This is a genomic window from Schaalia sp. Marseille-Q2122 (genome assembly GCF_903645355.1).
Lineage (GTDB): Bacteria > Actinomycetota > Actinomycetes > Actinomycetales > Actinomycetaceae > Pauljensenia.
In genome coordinates this window covers 300151-320519 of record NZ_CAHJXR010000005.1, presented here as the reverse complement: position 1 = coordinate 320519, position 20369 = coordinate 300151, and the positions used below count along the sequence as shown (strand labels likewise).

At 61.6% G+C, this 20369-nt stretch carries 17 protein-coding genes; 7 read left to right on the top strand and 10 right to left on the bottom strand.

All coding sequences use genetic code 11. The annotated features are described in order from the left end of the window. The first annotated feature begins 19 nt into the window (after positions 1-19). The 3 genes from HWX48_RS07545 (at position 20) to secA (ending at position 4780) form a co-directional block, all read left to right on the top strand. Positions 20-739: a ComF family protein gene (locus HWX48_RS07545; RefSeq protein WP_254873014.1), complete on the top strand. Its 720-nt coding sequence runs from the start codon at positions 20-22 to the stop codon at positions 737-739. Positions 740-934: 195 nt separating this feature from the next. Continuing rightward, positions 935-1585 (top strand): ribosome-associated translation inhibitor RaiA, encoded by a 651-nt coding sequence (raiA, locus tag HWX48_RS07540; RefSeq protein ID WP_175956184.1) that lies wholly within the window; start codon positions 935-937, stop codon positions 1583-1585. A 405-nt stretch (positions 1586-1990) separates the two neighbouring features. After that, on the top strand, positions 1991-4780 hold the full coding sequence (gene secA, locus HWX48_RS07535; RefSeq protein ID WP_175956182.1) for a preprotein translocase subunit SecA: 2790 nt from the start codon (positions 1991-1993) through the stop codon (positions 4778-4780). Between the two features lie 52 nt (positions 4781-4832). Here secA and HWX48_RS07530 read toward each other — a convergent pair whose 3' ends face one another. Further along, positions 4833-5384 (bottom strand): Rv3235 family protein, encoded by a 552-nt coding sequence (locus HWX48_RS07530; RefSeq protein ID WP_175956179.1) that lies wholly within the window; start codon positions 5382-5384, stop codon positions 4833-4835. 9 nt (positions 5385-5393) lie between these two features. Beyond that, positions 5394-6623, bottom strand: coding sequence for a LysM peptidoglycan-binding domain-containing protein (locus HWX48_RS07525; protein WP_175956178.1), 1230 nt, complete (start codon positions 6621-6623; stop codon positions 5394-5396). A 117-nt stretch (positions 6624-6740) separates the two neighbouring features. Here HWX48_RS07525 and HWX48_RS07520 point away from each other — a divergent pair, with 117 nt between their 5' ends. After that, complete coding sequence (locus HWX48_RS07520; RefSeq protein WP_175956177.1) at positions 6741-7298, top strand: hypothetical protein; 558 nt, start codon at positions 6741-6743, stop codon at positions 7296-7298. A gap of 198 nt (positions 7299-7496) precedes the next feature. Here HWX48_RS07520 and HWX48_RS07515 read toward each other — a convergent pair whose 3' ends face one another. After that, positions 7497-7709, bottom strand: coding sequence for a helix-turn-helix domain-containing protein (locus HWX48_RS07515; RefSeq protein WP_124871121.1), 213 nt, complete (start codon positions 7707-7709; stop codon positions 7497-7499). A 147-nt stretch (positions 7710-7856) separates the two neighbouring features. Here HWX48_RS07515 and HWX48_RS07510 point away from each other — a divergent pair, with 147 nt between their 5' ends. From HWX48_RS07510 to HWX48_RS07500, 3 genes are read left to right on the top strand one after another with little or no spacing between them, the layout of a single operon-like run. Beyond that, the gene (locus tag HWX48_RS07510; RefSeq protein ID WP_175956175.1) at positions 7857-8486 is read left to right on the top strand and encodes a hypothetical protein; all 630 of its coding nucleotides are present in this window, start codon (positions 7857-7859) and stop codon (positions 8484-8486) included. After that, complete coding sequence (locus tag HWX48_RS07505) at positions 8486-10156, top strand: hypothetical protein (protein ID WP_175956173.1); 1671 nt, start codon at positions 8486-8488, stop codon at positions 10154-10156. Before HWX48_RS07510 ends, HWX48_RS07505 begins: the two co-directional genes overlap by 1 nt. A 36-nt stretch (positions 10157-10192) precedes the next feature. Further along, complete coding sequence (locus HWX48_RS07500) at positions 10193-10651, top strand: hypothetical protein (protein ID WP_175956171.1); 459 nt, start codon at positions 10193-10195, stop codon at positions 10649-10651. Here the strand turns inward: HWX48_RS07500 and HWX48_RS11245 are convergent. The 7 genes from HWX48_RS11245 to HWX48_RS07470 form a co-directional block, all read right to left on the bottom strand. Beyond that, the gene (locus HWX48_RS11245) at positions 10648-11112 is read right to left on the bottom strand and encodes an SMC family ATPase (protein ID WP_254873018.1); all 465 of its coding nucleotides are present in this window, start codon (positions 11110-11112) and stop codon (positions 10648-10650) included. The genes HWX48_RS07500 and HWX48_RS11245 overlap by 4 nt on opposite strands. 883 nt (positions 11113-11995) lie before the next feature. Continuing rightward, complete coding sequence (locus HWX48_RS07495; protein ID WP_175956169.1) at positions 11996-13852, bottom strand: AAA family ATPase; 1857 nt, start codon at positions 13850-13852, stop codon at positions 11996-11998. Beyond that, positions 13849-15117 (bottom strand): exonuclease SbcCD subunit D C-terminal domain-containing protein, encoded by a 1269-nt coding sequence (locus HWX48_RS07490; RefSeq protein ID WP_175956167.1) that lies wholly within the window; start codon positions 15115-15117, stop codon positions 13849-13851. Before HWX48_RS07490 ends, HWX48_RS07495 begins: the two co-directional genes overlap by 4 nt. A 418-nt stretch (positions 15118-15535) precedes the next feature. After that, complete coding sequence (rsgA, locus tag HWX48_RS07485) at positions 15536-16654, bottom strand: ribosome small subunit-dependent GTPase A (RefSeq protein ID WP_175956165.1); 1119 nt, start codon at positions 16652-16654, stop codon at positions 15536-15538. Next, the gene (gene aroA / locus HWX48_RS07480) at positions 16654-18177 is read right to left on the bottom strand and encodes a 3-phosphoshikimate 1-carboxyvinyltransferase (protein ID WP_175956158.1); all 1524 of its coding nucleotides are present in this window, start codon (positions 18175-18177) and stop codon (positions 16654-16656) included. The genes rsgA and aroA overlap by 1 nt, the downstream gene beginning before the upstream one ends. 8 nt (positions 18178-18185) lie before the next feature. Next, positions 18186-18686: a DoxX family membrane protein gene (locus tag HWX48_RS07475; RefSeq protein WP_175956156.1), complete on the bottom strand. Its 501-nt coding sequence runs from the start codon at positions 18684-18686 to the stop codon at positions 18186-18188. Between the two features lie 996 nt (positions 18687-19682). Continuing rightward, a complete protein-coding gene (locus HWX48_RS07470) occupies positions 19683-20282 on the bottom strand; it encodes a GDSL-type esterase/lipase family protein (RefSeq protein ID WP_175956154.1) in 600 nt (199 codons plus the stop codon). Between the last annotated feature and the right edge of the window lie 87 nt (positions 20283-20369).

The window sequence follows — 20369 nt, the reverse complement described above, 5'->3', positions numbered from 1 at the left end:
ACCTGCTGAAATGGGGAGTATGAATCTTTTGCGTGCTCTTGAAGGACTGATCTTACCCACGCAATGCGTCGGCTGTGGACGCTGGGATGTGGCGCTCTGCTGTGAATGTGCGGCTCTTGCGCGCATGCCTCCTGACAGCTGGGGGATTCTTGAAGGGGAAAGCTGGGGTGCGCCTGAGGGGGGCAGGGAGGGTGCGCTGGAGGGCGAGGCTCATCGTGGGGACCTTCCCTTGTGGAGTCTGGGTGAATACGACGGTCCTGTGCGGAGTATTCTTCTGGCTGCAAAGCATCGTGATCGGGCTGATACGGATGTCTTTATGTGGGAGGCGGGGCGCACGCTGGGGCGCAGTATGAGCCAGAGCAGCCTGCTGGGGGAGTGGGAGGAACTGTGGGTCGTGCCCGCACCTTCACAGTGGCGGCGCCGATGGAACGGGCGCGAGGTGGCGCTCATGCTGGGGCGAGGTGTCGCGCAGGGGATCTACGAGGGACGAGGTGGACGCGTGCGTCTTGTGCAGGCGTGCGCCCTGCGTTGGGGTGTGGGAAGTCAGGCGGGGCGCAGTGGTGGCGAAAGGCGACGAGGCCGTGCAGGGACGATGCGCTTGCGCGTGGAGCTTCCTTCGGAGGTGAGGGTCGTGGTGGTTGATGACGTGGTGACAACCGGGGCGACAATTCGGGAAATGGGGCGCCTGTTGGGTGCGCAGGTGCTGGGTGTCGGTGCGCTGTGCCGGGTCGGTCGATGAAAGTTTTTGCATCCTTCGTGGCTATGATGCACATCACGACGGAGCGTAGTATTGTGTGTCACAACACAGTCGGAGGGTACTTATCACCCGCCGGTGCAGATGGGAGGTGGTAGCCGGACGCACAGCCCAAGGCGATGACGCACTTGGGATCCACCACGCGGGGTTTCCCCGCTCTTACTCCCATGGAGGAACATCATGGACATCACTGTTGTGGCACGTAACGCCGAGATCCACCCCAACTTCCGTGAGTACATTGAAGAGAAGGTCTCAAAAGTCACCCAGTTCTACCCCCGCGCTCAGAGAATCGACGTTGAACTCACTCACCAGCGCAACCCTCGTCAGGCTGATACCGCAGAACGGATCGAGCTGACGGTCTACGGGAAGGGTCCGGTTATTCGAGCAGAAGCAGAATCTGCCGATCGTTACGCCGCAGTGGATATCGCAGCAGGAAAGCTCTTCGAACGTCTGCGCCGTTTGCGCGACCGTGCGAAGGATCATCGCCGCTACCCGGGTATCGATGACATCGAGTTGGCGGAAGTGCCTGTTGATCTTCCTGTCGAAGAGGTTGAAGAAGTTGAGGTCGATGAACATCTGCGTTCGGCAGAGGACCTCAAGGTTGGAGAGGCCCGCGAAGAGCAGCTGGGCGATTCTCCTGTGATTGTCCGCCAGAAGGTGCACGAGGCGGAGCCAATGACAGTGGATGAGGCACTCTACCAGATGGAACTGGTTGGCCACCCCTTCTTCCTCTTCGTTGATAAGGACACGAAGCAACCATGCGTGGTCTACCACCGCCATGGCTGGACCTACGGTGTCTTCCGACTCAATGTTCAGGTCTGCGACTCCTAAAGAGTCGCACCCCTCACAGGGGTTCATCCTTACACTGGGGTCGCCACGACGACGTGGCGACCCCAGTACTGTGTCCAGGCATCCTCCCAGTAGTCCGCCGCAGTGTCGGGCAGGGATCAAAATCCACGAGGATGCATTGGGGGCGTAGCCGTGTGGGGTGAGCTGCGGCGGCGTGTTTGGGCCCATGAGCCGCAGTGAAGTGACGGTGAGTGGGCGCGCGCCCCAGTCCTCCTGGCCCGCAGGAGTGGGGGAGGAGGGCTGGAAAGCCTCCCTTGGCCTGCGCTCTGGGCGAACGTGTGCAAGGCAATGAGGAAAAAGGCTCCGCATAAACGTAAAATAGAGCGGGTATGCGCCAATGTGTACCCGAAAGCGTAATGGCTTTTGGCCATGATCTCAGGAGCACCTGTGTCCTTCATTGACAAGATCCTTCGTGCAGGCGAAGGCCGCACCCTGAAGAAGCTCGACCGTATTGCTCAGCAGGTTGACGCCCTCCGGGAAGATTTCGAAGCCCTCACCGACGAGGAGCTGCGCGCCAAGACCGCAGAATTCAAGCAGCGTCTCAGCGAAGGCGAAACCCTCGATGACCTGATGGTTGAGGCTTTCGCAACTGTCCGTGAAGCCGCCTGGCGTACCCTGCGTCAGCGCCCCTTCCACGTTCAGGTGATGGGAGCGGCAGCACTGCACTTGGGCAATATTGCTGAAATGAAGACCGGCGAAGGTAAGACCCTGGTGGCGACCATGCCCTCTTACCTGCGCTCCCTGACGGGCGATGGTGTGCATGTGGTGACGGTCAATGACTACCTCGCCAAGTACCAGTCTGACCTGATGGCCCGCGTCTTCAACTTCCTGGACGTGTCCGTGGGCTGCATCCTTGTGGGCCAGTCTCCCGAAGAGCGTCGCAAGCAGTACAACGCTGACATCACCTACGGCACGAATAACGAGTTCGGCTTCGACTATCTGCGCGACAATATGGCCCAACGCGTGGAGGACATGGTTCAGCGCGGACATCACTACGTCATCGTTGATGAGGTTGACTCGATCCTCATTGACGAGGCCCGAACCCCGCTCATTATCTCCGGACCTGCGACCGGAGACGTCAACCGCTGGTACACCGAGTTTGCGCGTATCGTGCGCGGCCTCGAAGCTGGCGTTGACTACGAGGTCGACGAGAAGAAGAAGACCATTGGTGTCCTTGAACCGGGTATCGATAAGGTCGAAGATGAACTCGGGGTGGAAAACCTCTACGAGGCAGCTAACACCCCCCTTATCGGCTTCCTCAACAACGCGATCCGTGCGAAGGAGCTCTTCCACCGCGACCACGACTACATCATCGCCGATGGCGAGGTGCTGATCGTTGACGAGCACACCGGTCGTTCACTGCCGGGCCGCCGCTACAACGAAGGCATGCACCAAGCCATTGAGGCCAAGGAAGGCGTGGAGATCAAGGCGGAGAACCAGACTCTGGCTTCGATCACCCTGCAGAACTACTTCCGTCTCTACCCCGAAGGTTCGCGTGCGGGCATGACGGGTACAGCTGAAACGGAAGCGGCAGAATTCGTGTCCACCTACAAGATCGGCGTTGTCCCGATCCCCACGAATAAGCCCGTTCAGCGCATTGACCAGCCTGACTACGTGTACCCCACCTTGCAGGGCAAACTCAATGCCATCGTCGACGACATTGCCGAGCGTCACGCCGCAGGTCAGCCGGTCCTCGTGGGTACGGCCTCGGTGGAAAGCTCCGAGCTTGTCTCTGAGATGCTCAAGAAGCGTCGCATTCCCCACCAGGTGCTCAACGCGAAGCAGCACGCTCGTGAAGCCCAGGTTGTCGCCATGGCGGGCCGTAAGGGCGCTGTCACCGTCGCCACCAATATGGCTGGCCGCGGTACGGACATTATGCTCGGTGGCAACTCGGAGTTCATCGCTCAAGCGAACCTTGCTCACCGCGGGCTCGATCCTAAGCTTGATCCCGAAGGCTACCGCGCCGCCTGGCCTGAAGCCTTGGCCGAGGCCGACGCCGCTGTGCAGGCAGAGCGTGAAGAGGTATGCGAACTGGGCGGCCTCTACGTACTGGGTACTGAACGTCACGAATCGCGCCGTATCGATAATCAGCTGCGAGGCCGTTCAGGCCGTCAAGGCGATCCGGGTGAGTCCCGCTTCTACCTGTCAATGCAAGACGATTTGATGCGTCTGTATAGCTCCGGCTTAGCGCAGCGCATTATGGCCTCGGGCGCATACCCAGAGGATATGCCCCTGGAGTCGAAGATCGTCTCCCGTTCCATTGCCTCGGCCCAAAGCCAGGTGGAGGGCCGTAACTTCGAGATCCGTAAGAACGTCTTGAAGTACGACGATGTGATGACGGGCCAGCGTGAACTCATTTACGAGGAGCGTCGTCGCATCCTTGAAGGTGAAGACATGCATGACCAGCTTCTGGGCTTCATGGAGCTCATGATTGCTGGTCTCGTGAAGGAAAAGACCGCAGACCTGTCGCCCAGGGAATGGGACCTTGACGAACTGTGGGATACGCTGCGCGCCTACTACCCGCCGTCGGTCACCTACCAGGAGGTGGAAGACGCGCACGGCGGTCCGGGCTCCCTCGTGCGTGAGGAACTCATTAATGAACTTGTCGGCGACATTAAGTCTGTCTACGCCGACGCCGAGGATCGTCTTTCGCAGAATCCCATCGCAATCCAGCAGCTCGGAGAAGACCCGATGCGCACCCTCGAGCAGCGCGTCGTCATCGGCACGGTCGATCGCCTGTGGCGCGAGCACCTTTACGAGATGGATTACCTCAAGGAAGGTATCGGCCTGCGCGCTATGGGTCAGCGTGATCCCCTCGTTGAGTATCGTGACGAAGCCGCCAAGATGTTCAACATCATGATGGAACGTATTCGTGAAGAGTCCGTTCAGGCAGTCTTTGCCTACACCCGCCAATTCGACCTCGTTTACGAGCAGGCTGTTGAGGCGGCGCTGGCCGAGCAGCGTCAGGCAGAACAAAATGCCGCCCAGGCCGAAAAGAACGCTCAGGCTGCCGCCCGACCTGCGGAAGTTTCTGCCGCAAAGGCTCGCGCTGTGATGGGCGATCTGGGCCGGGAGAAGCGCACCGAGCGCCTGCAGTACTCTGCTCCGTCTGACACGGGAGCCAACTCGGGAATGAACCGGGCTCAGCGTCGCGCTGCGAAGAAGGGTCGCAAGTAGGTCCCATGGTGGGCTGAGTGTCTTTGGCCGTGCTCGAAGGCTCAGCAGAGTTTTAGAGAATATCGAGGGCAGTGGCGATCCACCGCCCTCGATATTCTTCTATTCGCACCGAGACGGTACGTTGACGGCTGCGGGTTTGGACGATGACGCAGCTTTCAACAATGCGGTCACTAATGGGGCAAATTCGCCAGCGAACAAGACTGCAGGTACCGGGCTTGCTTCCCTCATCAGCGATGCAGCCACGAGCAAGAGCGAGTTCGTCATAGAGCGCTGGAAGAACCCAGCGGCGCACCTGGGGCAGTGGGCGAGTGTCCTGGAGAATCTCCACCAGGCCAAGGGCGAGGTTAGCCGCCCAGCTGTCGGCTGCGGGCAGGCACTTTTTCCACACGGGTGAGGAATGAGAATCCCTCAGGCGCTCACGGATGATGGCGACCTCGCCAGAGGGGAGGTCTCGAACCATGTCCCACTGGAAGCACGGTCCATTATGGCGAGGGACGCGATAGGGCGCGTCATGGCGAGCCGGTAGAGCGGCGAGGCCGCGGGCGCCTCGGCGTGCGACGGGGCGGGTGTGGGGGCGTTGGCGGGGAGCGAGAGTGGTCGACATCGTGGACTCCTAGAATGATGCGGGCAAGGTGAGAACGGTGCCCGGCAGGATCAGGTCAGGGGAAGGGCCAATGGTGGCCCGGTTGAGTGCATAGATTCGCTGCCAGGCAACGGTGATGGCAGCGTCAGAGCTGTTATCGCCAAGTAAGGTTGCGGCGATAGACCAGAGGCTGTCTCCCTCACAGACCGTGTGAGTTCGAGAAGGGGAGGCAGCTTCGGTGGCTGGGGTATTGTGTGCGCTTGGGGGAGCGCTGATGCGGGGGCTTTGTGGAAGGAGGCGTCCGACGAGGGCGCCTTCGGTGCTGCTCGGCGTGAGAGCGGCTCCAACGCTTGGGCGGGGCACCTGCGGCGTGTCTGGACGTACATAGGGGCCGTGGGAATAGCTGGGCTGCTCATTGAGCTCAACCCTGGGAGAGTAGCGGCCAGTGCCTTCCATGCGTTGCTTGGCGTCTTGAGCAACGGGATGAGAGGCTGCTCCTCGCGCGTGCTTGTCTGGTACCGCCTCCGCTGAAGTGGGCGCCGCGCTCTGCGGTGCGTCTGCAGCGCCGGGAAGGGGGTGGAGAGGAGAGGGTAATGTGCTCGCCGTGCCAACCTCATGGCCCTGGCTCTCGCGCTGGCCCTGCTCCTCGCGCTGGCCCGTGCCCTCGTCTCGGCCATTGCCCGCCGACACCGGCTGGGTTGGGGGTGTCGGCTGACTCGCTAGGGCTGGCTGGCTAGGGGAGTCAGCGGGTGGGAGAAGATCGGCGTTTGGGGCAGGCAGAGTCTTAGAAGCACTCATCGGCGCGTCAAGGGGAGGAATGTCGGGGGAGGGAAGATCTGCGGCGAGGGCGAGTGGGCTCACACCCAGGGTGAATGTGCCAACACCGAGGGCGAGCTGTGCGCTTGAACGCAGAAGAAGTCGGCGCGCATGGGCTGTGCCCCAGCGGGAAATGAAGGCCGAGCAGCCGCGCCTGATCCAGGCTGGTGCGTGACGCAGACTTCCAAGGCGGGCGAGCAGCGCGTTGACGAGATTCCAGGCACTCAAGAGACCCCCAGCAAAACTGACCACCAGGAGAAGAACCTCCTGAGGTTGAGGCGCGGTAGAAAGCTCAAGAGCCTGCCAGGTAATGACAAGCATGGCGCCCATGCCGGTGCAGGAGAGGAAAAGGAAGAGCTCCCATGCTGCGGCCCTGAGTTGCTCAGAGCGTGAGGAGGAAGGCGAGAGTATCGCCTCCATTTGATGTGTATCGACGCTTCTCATGCTCAATCATCTCTAATCGTGTCAGTTCGTTGCAGTTAATCGTATCAATAGTGTTGCGCAAGAAGTTCTTGGTGTCAACTGGCTGCAGTTCGTGTGACTTTGTGGCAGGGTGAATCTATGGATCTCAGTCTTTTTCTGGCGGATATGGAAAGCCGTTTTGACCAGCACAGGCGAGATGAGCACGATGAGATGCTCGTAGAGATGCTTGACGCTGAGCGGGCCGGAATCTCTTACGCCCAACGCCTCCTCGCAACGCTCCATCAGGAGGTTGAGCTCATCCTTCGAGGCTCTCAGCGCGTCCGGGGAAACGTTGCAGACGTTGCCCTCCAATGGATTCGCCTCAAATCCGGGCGAGAGGAACACATCATTCCCCTCCATGCCATCGTGGCAGCGCAGGGGCTTGATTCGGCCCGGACTGATGCGGACTCTCCAGCCCTCCGCGTCTCCATCGGCCACCTGCTACGCGAGCTCAGTGCGCGAGGTGTCATGCTCGTCATTGAACATGATGCAGGCCAATACGTCGGGCGCCTCACCGCTGTCTATGCCGACCACTGTGACATTCTCATTGGTGGCAGGGACTCATGGGACCAGCGTGACCGTGGTCCGACGGCGCTCATCTCCCTCTCGCTGCAGGGAGTGCACAAAATTACCCTCGCCAACGAATGGCGAGGGTAGGGGAAAGGGGCGGAAGTCGGCCCGCATCCCGACGTGCTCCCTGGTCAGTAGGGGAGCGGGTGCTTGCGTCACGCGGCGCAGGTGTGCATGCGCTGGCAGCTGACATCCTGGTATCTGGCGCCTCGGCGCCTGGCACCCTGGCATCTGGTACCCCGGCACCCCGGCACCCTGGGTGGCCGACAGCGTGTTGGAGGAAACCTAGTCGAGCTGTGCGCTCTTGACGCGCTCGCGGGTAGCGGCGTATTGATCCTGGATGTACTGCTCAAGAACAGTATCCTCAATGCGCCATGCCTTCTTTCCGCCAACCTGGATCGCGGGGAGCTCCCCAGAATTTACCAGGGAACGGGCCGCTGATGGAGTGAGGTTAAGGATCTCAGCAACATCGGTCAGGGTAAGGAAACGTGGACTCATGCCACTATCATGCCACTTCTCATCGGTTCGCGCGAGATGCTCATTCTTCCTGTGGAGAACCCGAGTCGCGTCACATGAGTCACGAGGCAAGAAAAATTGCCCTGTGGATAAGCCTCCTCGCGAAGAAAATTCAGCAATGATGTGAGAATGATTAGTCATCGAAGCTCCGTTTCCATTCCCCGATCAACCAGCGTCTGGAAAGATCCACGCCTCGTGATCGGCATCATCGTGCTTCTCGCCTCCATCATCGCCTGCACCCAACTCATCGCCTCCGCACGAGCAGGAATACCGGTCTACCGCAGCACCCGCCCCATCGCCCAAGGTGAATCCCTTGGACCTCACAACACCGTCATCATTGACGCCCGCCCAGAATCAACCGCCTACCTTCCCGGCGGAGAGCTCCCCTCCGACGCCCAGGCGACCATCAATATCGGCGCCGGAGAACTCATCGCCCGCTCAGCCATCACCACCGAAGCGCAGAAAAACAGACGCAATATCGTCATCTCCGTCTCCGACGGCCTTCCCGATACCGTCACCCCGGGCACAAGCCTCGAACTGTGGTTCGTCCCCAACCAACCGATCGGCACCCAAGAAGCGCCAAAACCCAGCATCGTGACCAAAGACGCCACCCTGGTCAAGGTCCTCGGAGAGTCAGGGATCCTCGCTGGACAGGGATCCCTCCGCATCGAAGTCCGCTTCAACGTCACCGACATCTCAAAGATTCTTGAAAGCGCCCATGGAAATGGAACACTTTCCGCCGTACCCGTAGGACTATGATGAGCCCCACACATCCCCACTCGCCAACGCCCATCGCCCTGTGCATTCCCGAGGATGCCGACACCGAAGTGCTCACCCACCTCGAAGGCTACGCGCGCACCCTCAAAGTCGTCCGCCGCTGCGCTGACCTCGTCGAACTTGAAGCAGCAGCCCGCGCGCGCATCGCCGAAATTGGCGTCCTCAGTGGCAATGACCCTGATTGCGACCGTCCCTTCATCGACAGCCTGCACGAGGCCGGGATGAAGGTCATCCTCCTGCAGGACTACACCCCCGCTGGCGAAGCCATCGGAACCCACAGCCTCCTCAAGCTCAAACCCGATATGCTCGCACCTGCGCATGACCCCGAGGGGATCGCCCGTGCGCTGCTCAGCATCGCCCATGGAGGTCACGCCGAACAGTCCAACACCAGCGCAGACAGCAGCCTGTCAGGCTTAGAGCAGTCTTTCGACGCCCACGAGCTCTTCTCCCAAAGTGACCTCAGTGACGGCACGCAATACAAGGACGAGGGCGAGGCCACTGGCCGAGATCCCCTTCGCCTGCACGACGCAGCAGGGAAGGACACCCCAGCGGCTCAGGCGCACCACACCGAGGGGGACGAAGCAGCGATCAACCCCCATAGCATCGACAGTGCGGAAAGCTTCCCTCAGGAGGAAGAAAACCCAGGCGCCACGCCCCTCAGCCTCGGTGATACCGCATGGCTCAATAGCGCCACAAGCCGCCCTCAACGAGGAAAAATCATCGCCATCTGGGGAACCAGCGGCGCGCCGGGGCGCACCACCGTCGCCATCAACCTCGCCGCAGCCCTCCACCACAGCAACTCCCTTCCTCCCATACGCACCCTCCTTATTGACGCTGACACTTACGCCCCCTCCGTCGCACACGCGCTGGGCATGAGCACCGACGTCTCCTCCCTCTCCGCCATTGCCCGCTACGCCGCCCGCGGCGACGTACACGCAGAGCACATTGAACACGCCCAACAGACCAGCGACGAAGGGATCCCCGTCATCACCGGCCTGAGCACACCCCACCGCTGGCGAGAAGCCTCACCCTCAGCCCTCACCCAGTGCCTACGTGCAGCGCGTGAACACGCCGAATACATCATCGTCGACTGCGCCTCAGGAACCCTCGACCCCCTCGAAGACTTTGGCCGATTCAACGCCGGACGAGACGAGGCCACCGCCGCCGTCCTCAAAGTCTCCGACCTCATCCTCGTCGTGGCCCGCTCCGATGCTGAAGGCCTCCACCGCCTCATGTACTCCCTCGAATGGCTACGCGCTCACATTAGTGGCCCCCAGGTCCACATCGTTGCCAATATGGTCTGCGAAGAACGTGCTGGCTCGCGCCCCGCACAAGCCATCGCGCAGGCCCTCGCTCCCTACCTGCCCGGAGAAGACATCTCCCTCATTAGTGACGATCCTCAGATCCTCAGCGCTCAACTCCAAGGACGCTCCCTCATGCGTGGCGATCACAAAAGCCTTGCCGCACGCGACTTCGAGGAGCTCTCACAACGCCTTATCCGCCTCCTGGCCCGCAATGTGCAGCCAGCAAGCGCCGATCAACTTCCCAAACGAGCCCACGCACACCACCGGAAGATCCGCGCCCCACGCATGCTGTCCCTGGCACACACCCTCCGAAAACGCGGGAAAGCCCAGACGCGCGACGGCTCCTAAGTAGGCGAAAAAGGACAGCTATGCCACACTGTCCCTATGCGCGTCTACATTCCAGCACTCAGCCATGAACTCAGCGGTGAACACCCGCCCGCCCGCAAGGCATGGGTGGCCCTCATCCCGGCGGGCACTCACCCCGAAGAAGCTGAAGTCATCGAAGACGACGCCCAAACAGAAGCCTGCCTGGAAGGTCTGACCCTCCTGCGTGACACTTCCCCGGAAGGAGCCAAGCGTCGCATCGTCCTCGCCGTCGACATCCCCGGCCGCGCCCCCGCCACGCAGGAAGCGGACGTGCGCGAGGTCGACACCCCCAGCTACACCTGGGCAGATGTCGCCGCCGTCCTCGTTGACGGGCCCGAGGCCGAAGAAGCCGTGCGCGCGGTCATCGCAGCTGAGGACCAAGACACGGCTGACGAGGCTGTCGCACAGCTGTGGGATCACGCCCTTGAATGGTTTGACTCCTCCGAACGACTGGGCTTGGCCACAGCACTGGCTTAGGCGCGGACCGTGACCATTGAGCCTTCCTTCGCATTCCAACGCACCCGAATCTGATCGGGGATGAGGGTAGCCATCTCATGAACATGGCTGATGACACCCACCGTCCGGCCAGAATCACGCAAGCGCTGCAGCTGCGCCATCACAGTCTCGAGGGTATTGGCATCAAGGGAGCCAAAGCCTTCATCGATGAACATTGTGCGCAGTTCAACGCCGCCGTTTTCCCCGGTCACCACGTCAGCAAGGCCAAGAGCCAGGGAGAGGGAAACGTAGAAGGTTTCACCACCCGAGAGCGTACTCGGCAGGCGCGTCGTTTCCGTGTCGTGGTCAACGACAGCCACACCAAGCCCCGACTTGCGTGACTGCGACCCGTCATCGTCCACACGAATCAACTCATACCTGCCCTGCGAGATAGCAAGTAGGCGAGGATTCGCCGCAGCGAGGACCTCTTCAAAACGCGCCATCAACACCCAGGCGGCAAGAGGCGTGCGTGTGAGATTCTCTGCCGTCGTAGCAGAGGCGAGGGCGTGGAGGCGCCGAGCCGGCTCAGCTGCCTTAACGGCAGCGTCACAGGCTGTGCTCGCCTCACGGAATTTGTTGATGGCCCGCCTGAGAGCTTCAGCCTGGGCAGTGGCGTGAGCCTGGCGGGTAACCATCTGGGTGTGAGTGTCCTCGGCGGCCACAAGGCGCGCTTGACACGCCGCTAAGGCGGCGGCTTCCTCGCCGGTGAGGGTTGCAAAGTCGGGATTACTCAGGCTCTCACGAGTGCTCGACAGCGCACTGTGGTAAGACTCGATCCGTTCCTCCAGAGCGTGACATTCGGCAAGGCTACGCAGGTGCTCCCGGCGGGTGGCAATCGCCACCTGCGCCTGCTCAAAGCTCTGCGCCTGGTCAAAGTGTTGAACTGGGGCGGCGCTGGCGGGGGAATCCGCGCTGCGCAGACGCGCCACATAGTCCCGCACAGGGATGTTGATTTCGAGGGCCCGACTGACACGCGAGGCGGCGGCCTCGAAGGCCTTTTCCGCCCCGATCCACTCATTCAGGGCTGTCGCTGCCTGCTCGACAGCGTCAATGCGGGCACTGAGGGCCGCATCATGAGCTGACAGGGTAGAGAAAGCCCCCGCTGCGTCGTCGCAGCGCCGCCGATCAGCCTCAACGTTGGCGGCATGAAGCTCGCGCTGCTGGCCTAGAGCAGCTCCCTCCTCGCGTAAAGTGATGATCTGCGTGTGAACGCGTTCCTGCGCCGCACGGACCTGTTCAATCTCCGCGCTGAGGAGGGGCAGCGAGGACTCTGCCTTCTGGGCTGTCTGGAGAGCCTCAAGGGCGGCCTCTTCCAGGGGGCGAAGCTCATCGAGTGAGCCGCCTGCCGCTAGGCGCTCCCGCTGGCATTGTGCAGTCAACTCGGCGAGGACATCGCGACGCTCCTGGAAGGCGCGATCGGCCGCCTGCCGGGCAGCATCTGCCTCCTCGACTTGCGCATGGCTCACGGTTTCGCCCTCGCCCTGGGGGGTGGCAGGGAGGTGTGGGGGAGCCACACACAGGGCAGGGTTCATCGTCTTGGAGTTCGCAGGCCAGAGCGGATGCAGCATCAGCCATCCATGCCGCACGCAGGGAACGTGCGCGCGCGTCGGCCTTCTGAGCTACATGACCAGCATCATCGACGTCCTGCTGTGCACCTGGGATCTGTGCCTCGTAACGCTCGACATTCTTGGCGTGTGCGTGCCGTTGGCGCAGTTGCGTGAGCTCCTCTTCCAAGGTTGGGAGAGTCTCGCAGGCGCGACGAGCCTGCTCGTAGGCGCTCTGAGCTTGGTCCAGTTGGGCGGGGAGCTGGGCGCCGAGAGCCTCCGCTTCGGCGAGGGCCGTGGCGGTGGCTGCCTCACGCTGGGAAAGCTCGGCTAGATCGCCCTCACGTTGAGCAAGCCCCTTCTCGATAGTGAGTAGTTCGCTCAGGCGTGCGCGCTGCCTTTCAGCGTCGATGGCGTGGGCGCGCAGCAGGGCAAGAGAGTCAGGGGAAGAGAGCGCCTCCCATCCCTGTGCACTCTTGCTTGCAGGCTGACCCCAGTGCTTAAGCAGGGTGAGTACAGTTTCAGGGAGAGGCAATTCCGCGCTCGCCCCAGAAGCGAGATTGTCAAGGGCGGTCTCTGTCTTGTCACAGGCTGACGTGAGAGCCTCGTAGGCGCTGTCGAAATCATCAAGGAAGGGCCGTGCAGTCTCGGCATCGCGCGCCTCAGCGAGCTCCAATCGGGCAGCCGCGATCTCCTCACCTTGCCCCTCCAGTTCCTCCAGACGTTTGACGAGGGCATCGCGGGCGGCCAAGTTGAGCGCCCCCTGACGTGCACTCTGTTCATCCCTCCGGGCAGTCTCCAGATCTTCCCGTGCCTGCGCTACCTGCGAGTTGATAGCCCGACCTTGAGTGTCTAGGACCTCGCTCAGGCGGGTCAGGAGTGCCTCATCCCCCTGTTCTGGCTCCTGGTCTACCCCGCTGTAAGAGTCGGGTGAGGGGGTGCTCTCCTCCAGGGAGAGGAGGTCTGTGCTGAGTTCGAGAATCCGGGCACGCGCCTCCGCCACAGCGGCTTGGGCGGCCTCCACAGCCTTAGCGTGCTCAATGGCCGCTAGACGGAAACGCTCCTGCAGGTCCTGGTAAATATGGGTGCCGAAGACGTCTTGCAGGATCTCTCGGCGAGTCTCTGAACGGGCGGTAAGGAAGGTCGCGAACTTCCCTTGAGGGAGGACGACCGTCTGCAGGAATTGCTCCTTCTTCAGGCCGACGAGCGCAGTAATCTCCGCATCAGCCTCCGCATGCGAACGCGAGAGCGTTTCCACGCCTTGGAAAGCGCCCTCAGTATCCTCAACAACTCGTTCAAACTGAACGGTGGCATTGACCTTCGACTCGCGCCCAGGCTTGATATAGCGGGGCGTACGGGTCACCCGGTAGATCCCCGACGAGACCTCGAAGACACACTCCACACGCGAGGGATCATTGGGGGCGCAATAGGAGGAACGCAGGCGATCCTTCGAAGCGTCAGCTAGTCGCGCGACATCCCCGTAGAGGGCGAAGGTCACGGCATCAATAATCGAGGACTTCCCCGAGCCAGTTGGCCCCTCGAGAAGGAAGATCCCCGAGGCATCAAAGCGTGAAAAATCAATACTCACAGGCTTGGCAAAAGGCCCCATGCCTTCAATGCGTAAGAGATGGAGTTTCATGCCATGACCTCCTGAGGAGTCGCCGAAGCAGGAGAGGCGTCGGCAATATCACCGCGTTCACCAGTGCGTAGATCAGCCCAGAGGCGATCAATAAGTGCGCGTTCAGCCCCACTCAATGGGGCGCCGCTCATCTCTTCAAAGAAATCAACGGTCACATCATGGGCGGAGCGAGTCTCGCCAGCGCGGGGCGCTACCGCCGCCCGAGGAGAATACGACCCCTCATGCAAGACGACGAGGGCGTAAGGAAAGACCTCACGAATGCGGGTCGTCAACTGAGCGGGACGCGCATCATCGGTGACCGTGATCGACGTGAAGTGTGAACGCAGTGGTGCGTATGCCTCGGAGAGAATAGCGTCCAGAGAATCACGAATGACGCTCAGCGGACGCCAGCAGGGAACGGGCAAGTGCTCAAGGGAATGCAATCCGTCGGGTCCAAACTCCAGGAGTGTCACCGTCTTTGGGGCGGCGGCCTCGGAAAAGGAGTAGGCCACAGGGGAGCCCGCATATCTAATCGGAGTGGTAGAGCCCGCAATATCCTGGGGGCGATGTAGGTGTCCGGCAGCAACATAGTCAAAACCGTCGAAGGTGGCTGCTCCGACGTTTTCGACGCCCCCAACGCGAATATCTCGCTCAGAATCCGAGGGAGTAGCACCGGTAATGAAGGCGTGAGTCATGACAATGGCAGGAGCATCTTCACCCTCATGACGTCGCTGGTTCAGGTCCGCCCGGATGAGGGACAGTGCAGCATCCATGACAGCCTGGTGAGAGCGAGCAACAAGGAACTCAGTGTCAGTGTCGGTGTCGCTGTCAGCGGGCCTTGGTAACAGGTCAGCGAGGCGTTCGCCCAACTCCCGCCGCACCAGATCAGGCTCCAGATACGGAATGGGGTAGACCAGGCAGCGCTGCCTGTCGCGACCCTCACACACGATGGGTGAGCCGATGGCAGAAATGGCACTGACAATACGTAACTCAGGGCGCATGAGATCGGCAGCGAAACCCAGGCGCAAAGCCGAATCATGATTGCCTGGCATAGCAACCACCGTCGTCACTTCGCACAGACGACTCAGGGCTTGGGATAAGCGCCGAACCGCGCGTACCGGGGGCACAGCGCGATCAAAGATATCGCCCGAGATAAGCAACACGTCAACCGCTTGCTCACGAATCTGTTCCTCCAGCCAATCGATAAAGGCATCAACGGCATCGGACAGATCCGCCCCATGCAGTGAGCGGCCAATATGCCAATCCGACGTGTGCAGAATCCTCATGCACTAAGTGTGCCTGCCCACCCCCGTATTTGTGGACACGACCCACGCGCCACGGCGGCACGCCAAGACGATGAGGACCTCAGACGGTACAGGTGCGGGCGCTGGAGTCCAGCGCCCGCATGGAGATGTTACTTCTTCTTCGTTTTTTGACTAAAGGCCCAGGCAATGAGGCCAAGAGTCAAAAACATGCCCCCTGTAGCGAGGGTCAATGACAGGGCCGAGTAGAGACTTGCAGCACTCACGATCAATCACTCCCTTGTGATTCTCTTGTGACTAACTGGTGACCACCTTGTGATGTGATGCACAGTATGTGCATCACCAGCATAGCCTGAACAACACCGAAAGTCAGCGGATAATCCTCAGCTACGCTCCCAGTAACGCCTCGGCATACTCCACGCTAAGACCCCGGCGGTCCCAGCTAACGCGCAGCCTTCGAAGTCGCCTCAGCAGTAGCCACAGCCTCCAGCAAACGCCGAACCGACGCTGCCCGCGAAACCCGACGCGCGGCCTCGGCCTCGACAGACACTTCCGCGCCATCGCCCAGCGACACCGCCACCTCCAAGGGCGGGAAAGGCTTCGCCCCCGCCACCCAGCGGTCAATCGCGCAGGACGCCTCCGACTCCGCGTGACTACACAGCGGCAGACACCACTGAGCGGCCTCCTCCACATCCGGAAAGACCGCCAGCACGTCCTCGACACTGACATGCCCCAAACCAAAAGAACGCACGCCAGGAGTGTCCACCACCCAGCCGCCGCCAGGCAGTTCAAAGGCCTCCGACGAAGTCGAGGTATGACGGCCACGGCCCGTCACCTCATTGACATGGCCCGTTGCGCGCTGAGCATCAGGGACCACCGCATTAATGAGCGTCGACTTCCCCACGCCTGAATGACCCACAAACACACACCACTGATCGCGCATTATCTCGCGCAATTCCTCAATCCCAGGCTGGTGCAGATCCTTATCCGAGGGAGTATCACTCAGCGTCGTCACCACCGAGCGCACATTGAAGTCCGCGTAGGCATCCAGCAGCGTACTCGGATCAGTCAAATCAGCCTTCGTCAGGCATAACACCGGCTCCATGCCAGCCTCATAGGCGGCCACCAGACAGCGGTCAATCATGCCCGTGCGCGGAGGAGGATCAGCCAGAGCCACAACAATCACCATCACCGCAGCATTAGCAATAATCGCCTTCTCTCCGCGCTGATCAGGAGCATCCTCCAAAGAACGACGCAGCACATTGTCGCGCTCCTCCACAGCAACAATGCGCCCCAAGGTATCAACTGTGCCCGACAGGTCACCCGTCAGACGCACCCGGTCACCCATAATGACCGTGCCCCGACCCAACTCCTTGGCGCGCACAGTCTGCACGCGGGTGCCGCCCTCGTCCAACACGACGGTATAACGCCCACGATCAATAGCCACCACCCGCCCCAGGGGCTTGGTCGACCAATCCGGGCGGACCTTCGTGCGGGGACGTGACCTCTTGCCGGGGCGGATCCGCACGCGAGGGTCGTCAGTGCCGGTATCTCGGGCCATTAGTGGGCCTCCTGGGAAGACAGCGGTGAAGGGAACGGCGTCGAAGGAGAAGATGGCTTCACGTGCGAGTGCGCCGACGTTGAGGCGTTGCCATGCTCGGCGGACGTTGGAGGACAGAGGAAATCCTGCCACATCTGCGCAAATCCGGGCAGGGTCTTCGACGTAGTGGCAATATCAGCCACCCGCACCCCCGGAACGCGCAACCCCACCAACGCGCCAAAGGTTGCCATCCTGTGATCGGCGTAGGACTCAAGGTCAGCTGCATGCAGCCCCTGAGGCAGGTCGACAGAAGGAGTAATTGCCAGGCCATCTTCATACTCAATGACCTCGCCACCCAGTCTGCGAATCTCAGCCGCAAGGGCCGCCAGACGATCCGTCTCATGCCCGCGAATATGGGCCACACCGCGCAGCGCGCACGGGGAAGAAGCGAATAATGCCAGGGCAGCAATCGTGGGGGTCAGCTCACCAATCGCAGACAGATCCCAGTCAAAACCCGGATAAGAGGCACGCCCCTGCTCATCCCGGGGCCCTGTGACAATCAGATCATCATGATCACGGACGACGGTGGCCCCCAGGGAGGCCAAGAGGTGGCGCCACGCATCCCCGGCTTGCGTGGTGCGCGTCGGCCAGTTGCGAATCCGTACGGTTCCACCCGTCAGCATGGCCGCCACCAGGAATACCCCCGCATTCGACAGGTCTGGTTCGACCGTGAAATGGCCACCCTCAGGGCGCGAAGGGGTGACAGTCCACGAAGGGCCGGACACAGCACTAAGGCCCCGACCCGCAAGAACAGGCAAAGCAGGGTCGTAAGCGACATGGACACCTCGGGCCTGCAAGGCCTCGGCGGTCATCTCAACATGAGGTAAGGACACGACCTCGCCACGCGGGCAGATCACACGCGCCTGCCCGTCAAGAACACCTAAGAGCGGGGCAACCAACAGGGCAGCGCTAAGGAACTGTGATGAGGCGGAGGCCTCCACCTCGATCACCTGTGGGAAAGAGTACGAGCCGCTGACCTGCGGCCGCACACCCACAATGGTGAAAGGCAGGCGCCCAGGTTCGCCGTGACAGATCACCTGCGCGCCGAGCTGCTCGGCGATGTCAAGCAGGGGAGCCATCGGGCGTGCAGAGGCTTCCGGGTCGCCCTCGAAACGCGTCCGCCCCGGGTAAAGGGCGGCAATGAGGGGCAGGAAACGCATGACCGTTCCCGCCAGGCCGCAAGTAATCTCCCGTTCAGTGAAGGGCAAGAGCGCGGGGGTGGGCATCGGCGTGATATGGAGGACCCCCGAAGGGTCGGCTGTGATGGTGGCACCGAGAACACGCAGGGCCTCGGCCATTAAATCCGTATCTCGCGAGGCCAAAGCCCCTTCCAGGACGGAGGGGCGATCCGCAATGGCCGCCAGAAGGAGGGCCCTGGCGGTGACGGATTTCGAACCCGGGATGGTGAGCGTCGCCCTCAAAGGAGCACTGGCTAGCGGAGCTGGCCAGTAGGAGTCCTCAATGGGGGTGGGGTGCTGCGACATCCGCGCCCTCAGGACAGGCCGTGATCAGCTCGGATCTGCTGAGCGGCCAGGGCACGCTCGGCCTTCCACTTGCGGACCCGCCATGCTGCAGAGGGGGAGCCCTCACGGTCAGTCATAGCAATGGCGAGGCCGCCGGTGAGGGCAAGCCCGCGGAAAAGACCGGAGGTCATCTCGGTGCGAGCACTGGCAGTGCGGGCGGTCCAGAGGGGATTGTTAATGAGGGCAACGGGCACCGACAGGGCAGTGAGCACAGCCGCGCTGGTCCGAGGGGCGCGGCCCGTGGCGAGCATGAGGCCCGCAACGAGGCTGGTCGCACCCATCGCGCGGGAGGCAAGGGTGAGGTCCTCATCAGTGCATTCAATACCGAGCTTGTCGAGGACGGGCTGGCAGGAGTCGGTGACGACGCGGGCGCGTGCAACATGCGATTCGGGGGCGAAAAGAGCGCTGGCACCGTCGACGATGAAGGGGGCAGCGAGCATAGGGCGAGCAAGGAAACGCAGAAGATTCATAGTGTCTATTGTCTGTGTTTTGTGCCATTCATGCGAGTTGCACGAGCAGGTGCGGCGCAAAATGGGACACATCATGTCAAGCCGCGTTGTGAGTGGCGCGCAGAATGTGGGAGAATAACCCAGTTGAGTTCGATCGTTGAATGGAGACGGAAATGTCGAAGCGTGGCCGTAAGCGTCGTGCACGCGCCAAGCGCGGTGCAAACCACGGCAAGCGTCCCAACGCCTGAGCCGTTGGAACGACCTCGTCGTTAAGAAAGTGCCCGGAGGCGAAAGCCCCGGGCACTTTTTCTGTGCCTCAGTCCGGGTGCTGGTGGTATGTGTCGGCGTTGGTGGTATGTGTCGGCGCTGTGGGTATGGTTGGGCGTCTTTGGTAGGTGGTGTGCTTTGTGCCGAAGGCGCTGGTCTGTACCAGTGGCGTTGGGCTGTGCCGATGGCGTTGAGCTGTGCCGATGGCGCTGAGCCGTACCGGTGGTGGTCTGGGGTGCTTTGCTTGCTTGGGTGTCCGGGCTGTTTGGGGCGGTTGGTAGGTGTGGGTGCTGTGGGTATGGGTGGGCGTCTTTGGTAGGTGGTGTGCTTTGTGCCGATGGCGCTGAGCCGTACCAGTGGCCTTGGGCTGTGCCGATGGCGTTGAGCTGTGCCGATGGCGCTGAGCCGTACCGGTGGTGGTCTGGGGTGCTTTGCTTGCTTGGGTGTCCGGGCTGTTTGGGGCGGTTGGTAGGTGTGGGTGCTGTGGGTATGGGTGGGCGTCTTTGGTAGGTGGTGTGCTTTGTGCCGATGGCGCTGGCCTGTACCGAAGGCGCTGGGCTGTACCAATGGCGTTGGGCTGTACCAGTGGTGATGATTCGTGCTCGTAGGCCGTGTGTTATACGAGGCAGTCGCGCGGGCATGGTGGTCTGGGGCGTTCGCGGCGCGGATGGGCAGATAAGCCGAAGCGAAGCGAGGCTCATGGGCTCGAACGCCCTACCCTGCCCACAAAAAGCGATCAGTAAGTAAAGCTCAGGCCCTTGGCTCGGTGCCCGTCCACTCGTACCAGCCCTGATGCAGCACCAGCCACGCCATCAGGGCATGCCCGGCCTGCCCAGGCAGGGTAGCACCCGTGACGGAACGGACCTGCGAGATCGCCATGTCCTCAAACCACTGGTCGTGGCCCAGCAGTGGCGTAAAAGTATCGACGAAGGGCAGGCCACGGCGTTGGGCAACCTCAGAGCAGGCTCGGGAGAGTTTTTGAATTTCCACGCGGTCGACCCCTGCCAGGGGCGGCGGGCCAACAACCATACAGGGGATGCCTCGTGAAGCGGCCTGGTCAAGGATATTGGCAAGGTTCAGGCGTGAGCGTGGGGTGGAAATACCGGAGGTAATGTCGGAGGTTCCAATACCAACGACCAAGAAGAAAGGCTCGTCCTCGGACCATCGCGAGACCACTTCGTATTCCCAGCGGGCCATGAGGGCGGCCGTGTTTTCTCCGGGGACGGCCAGTGGCATGACGATGGGGGAGACGGGGAAATCGGTGCGAGCGATGACGCGGCCGACCCAGCCGAGGGCGCGGGGGTCTCCGGTTCCTGCTACCAGTTCATCACCAATAACGCAGATACGCATGGGTCACCTTCCCTCGGATGTGTAAAACAACGATACCTATCGCAGTGCACTTGTGCGTCGGTCACACCCCGGTGGACGCTGAGCTTA

Coding starts and splice junctions, on each gene's coding strand:
- HWX48_RS07545 (WP_254873014.1), top strand. CDS start 20: ATGAATCTTTTGCGTGCTCTTGAAGGACTGATCTTACCCACGCAATGC.
- raiA (WP_175956184.1), top strand. CDS start 935: ATGGACATCACTGTTGTGGCACGTAACGCCGAGATCCACCCCAACTTC.
- HWX48_RS07530 (WP_175956179.1), bottom strand. CDS start 5,384: ATGTCGACCACTCTCGCTCCCCGCCAACGCCCCCACACCCGCCCCGTC.
- HWX48_RS07525 (WP_175956178.1), bottom strand. CDS start 6,623: ATGAGAAGCGTCGATACACATCAAATGGAGGCGATACTCTCGCCTTCC.
- HWX48_RS07520 (WP_175956177.1), top strand. CDS start 6,741: ATGGATCTCAGTCTTTTTCTGGCGGATATGGAAAGCCGTTTTGACCAG.
- HWX48_RS07515 (WP_124871121.1), bottom strand. CDS start 7,709: ATGAGTCCACGTTTCCTTACCCTGACCGATGTTGCTGAGATCCTTAAC.
- HWX48_RS07510 (WP_175956175.1), top strand. CDS start 7,857: ATGATTAGTCATCGAAGCTCCGTTTCCATTCCCCGATCAACCAGCGTC.
- HWX48_RS07505 (WP_175956173.1), top strand. CDS start 8,486: ATGAGCCCCACACATCCCCACTCGCCAACGCCCATCGCCCTGTGCATT.
- HWX48_RS07500 (WP_175956171.1), top strand. CDS start 10,193: ATGCGCGTCTACATTCCAGCACTCAGCCATGAACTCAGCGGTGAACAC.
- HWX48_RS11245 (WP_254873018.1), bottom strand. CDS start 11,112: ATGGCGCGTTTTGAAGAGGTCCTCGCTGCGGCGAATCCTCGCCTACTT.
- HWX48_RS07495 (WP_175956169.1), bottom strand. CDS start 13,852: ATGAAACTCCATCTCTTACGCATTGAAGGCATGGGGCCTTTTGCCAAG.
- HWX48_RS07490 (WP_175956167.1), bottom strand. CDS start 15,117: ATGAGGATTCTGCACACGTCGGATTGGCATATTGGCCGCTCACTGCAT.
- rsgA (WP_175956165.1), bottom strand. CDS start 16,654: ATGGCCCGAGATACCGGCACTGACGACCCTCGCGTGCGGATCCGCCCC.
- aroA (WP_175956158.1), bottom strand. CDS start 18,177: ATGTCGCAGCACCCCACCCCCATTGAGGACTCCTACTGGCCAGCTCCG.
- HWX48_RS07475 (WP_175956156.1), bottom strand. CDS start 18,686: ATGAATCTTCTGCGTTTCCTTGCTCGCCCTATGCTCGCTGCCCCCTTC.
- HWX48_RS07470 (WP_175956154.1), bottom strand. CDS start 20,282: ATGCGTATCTGCGTTATTGGTGATGAACTGGTAGCAGGAACCGGAGAC.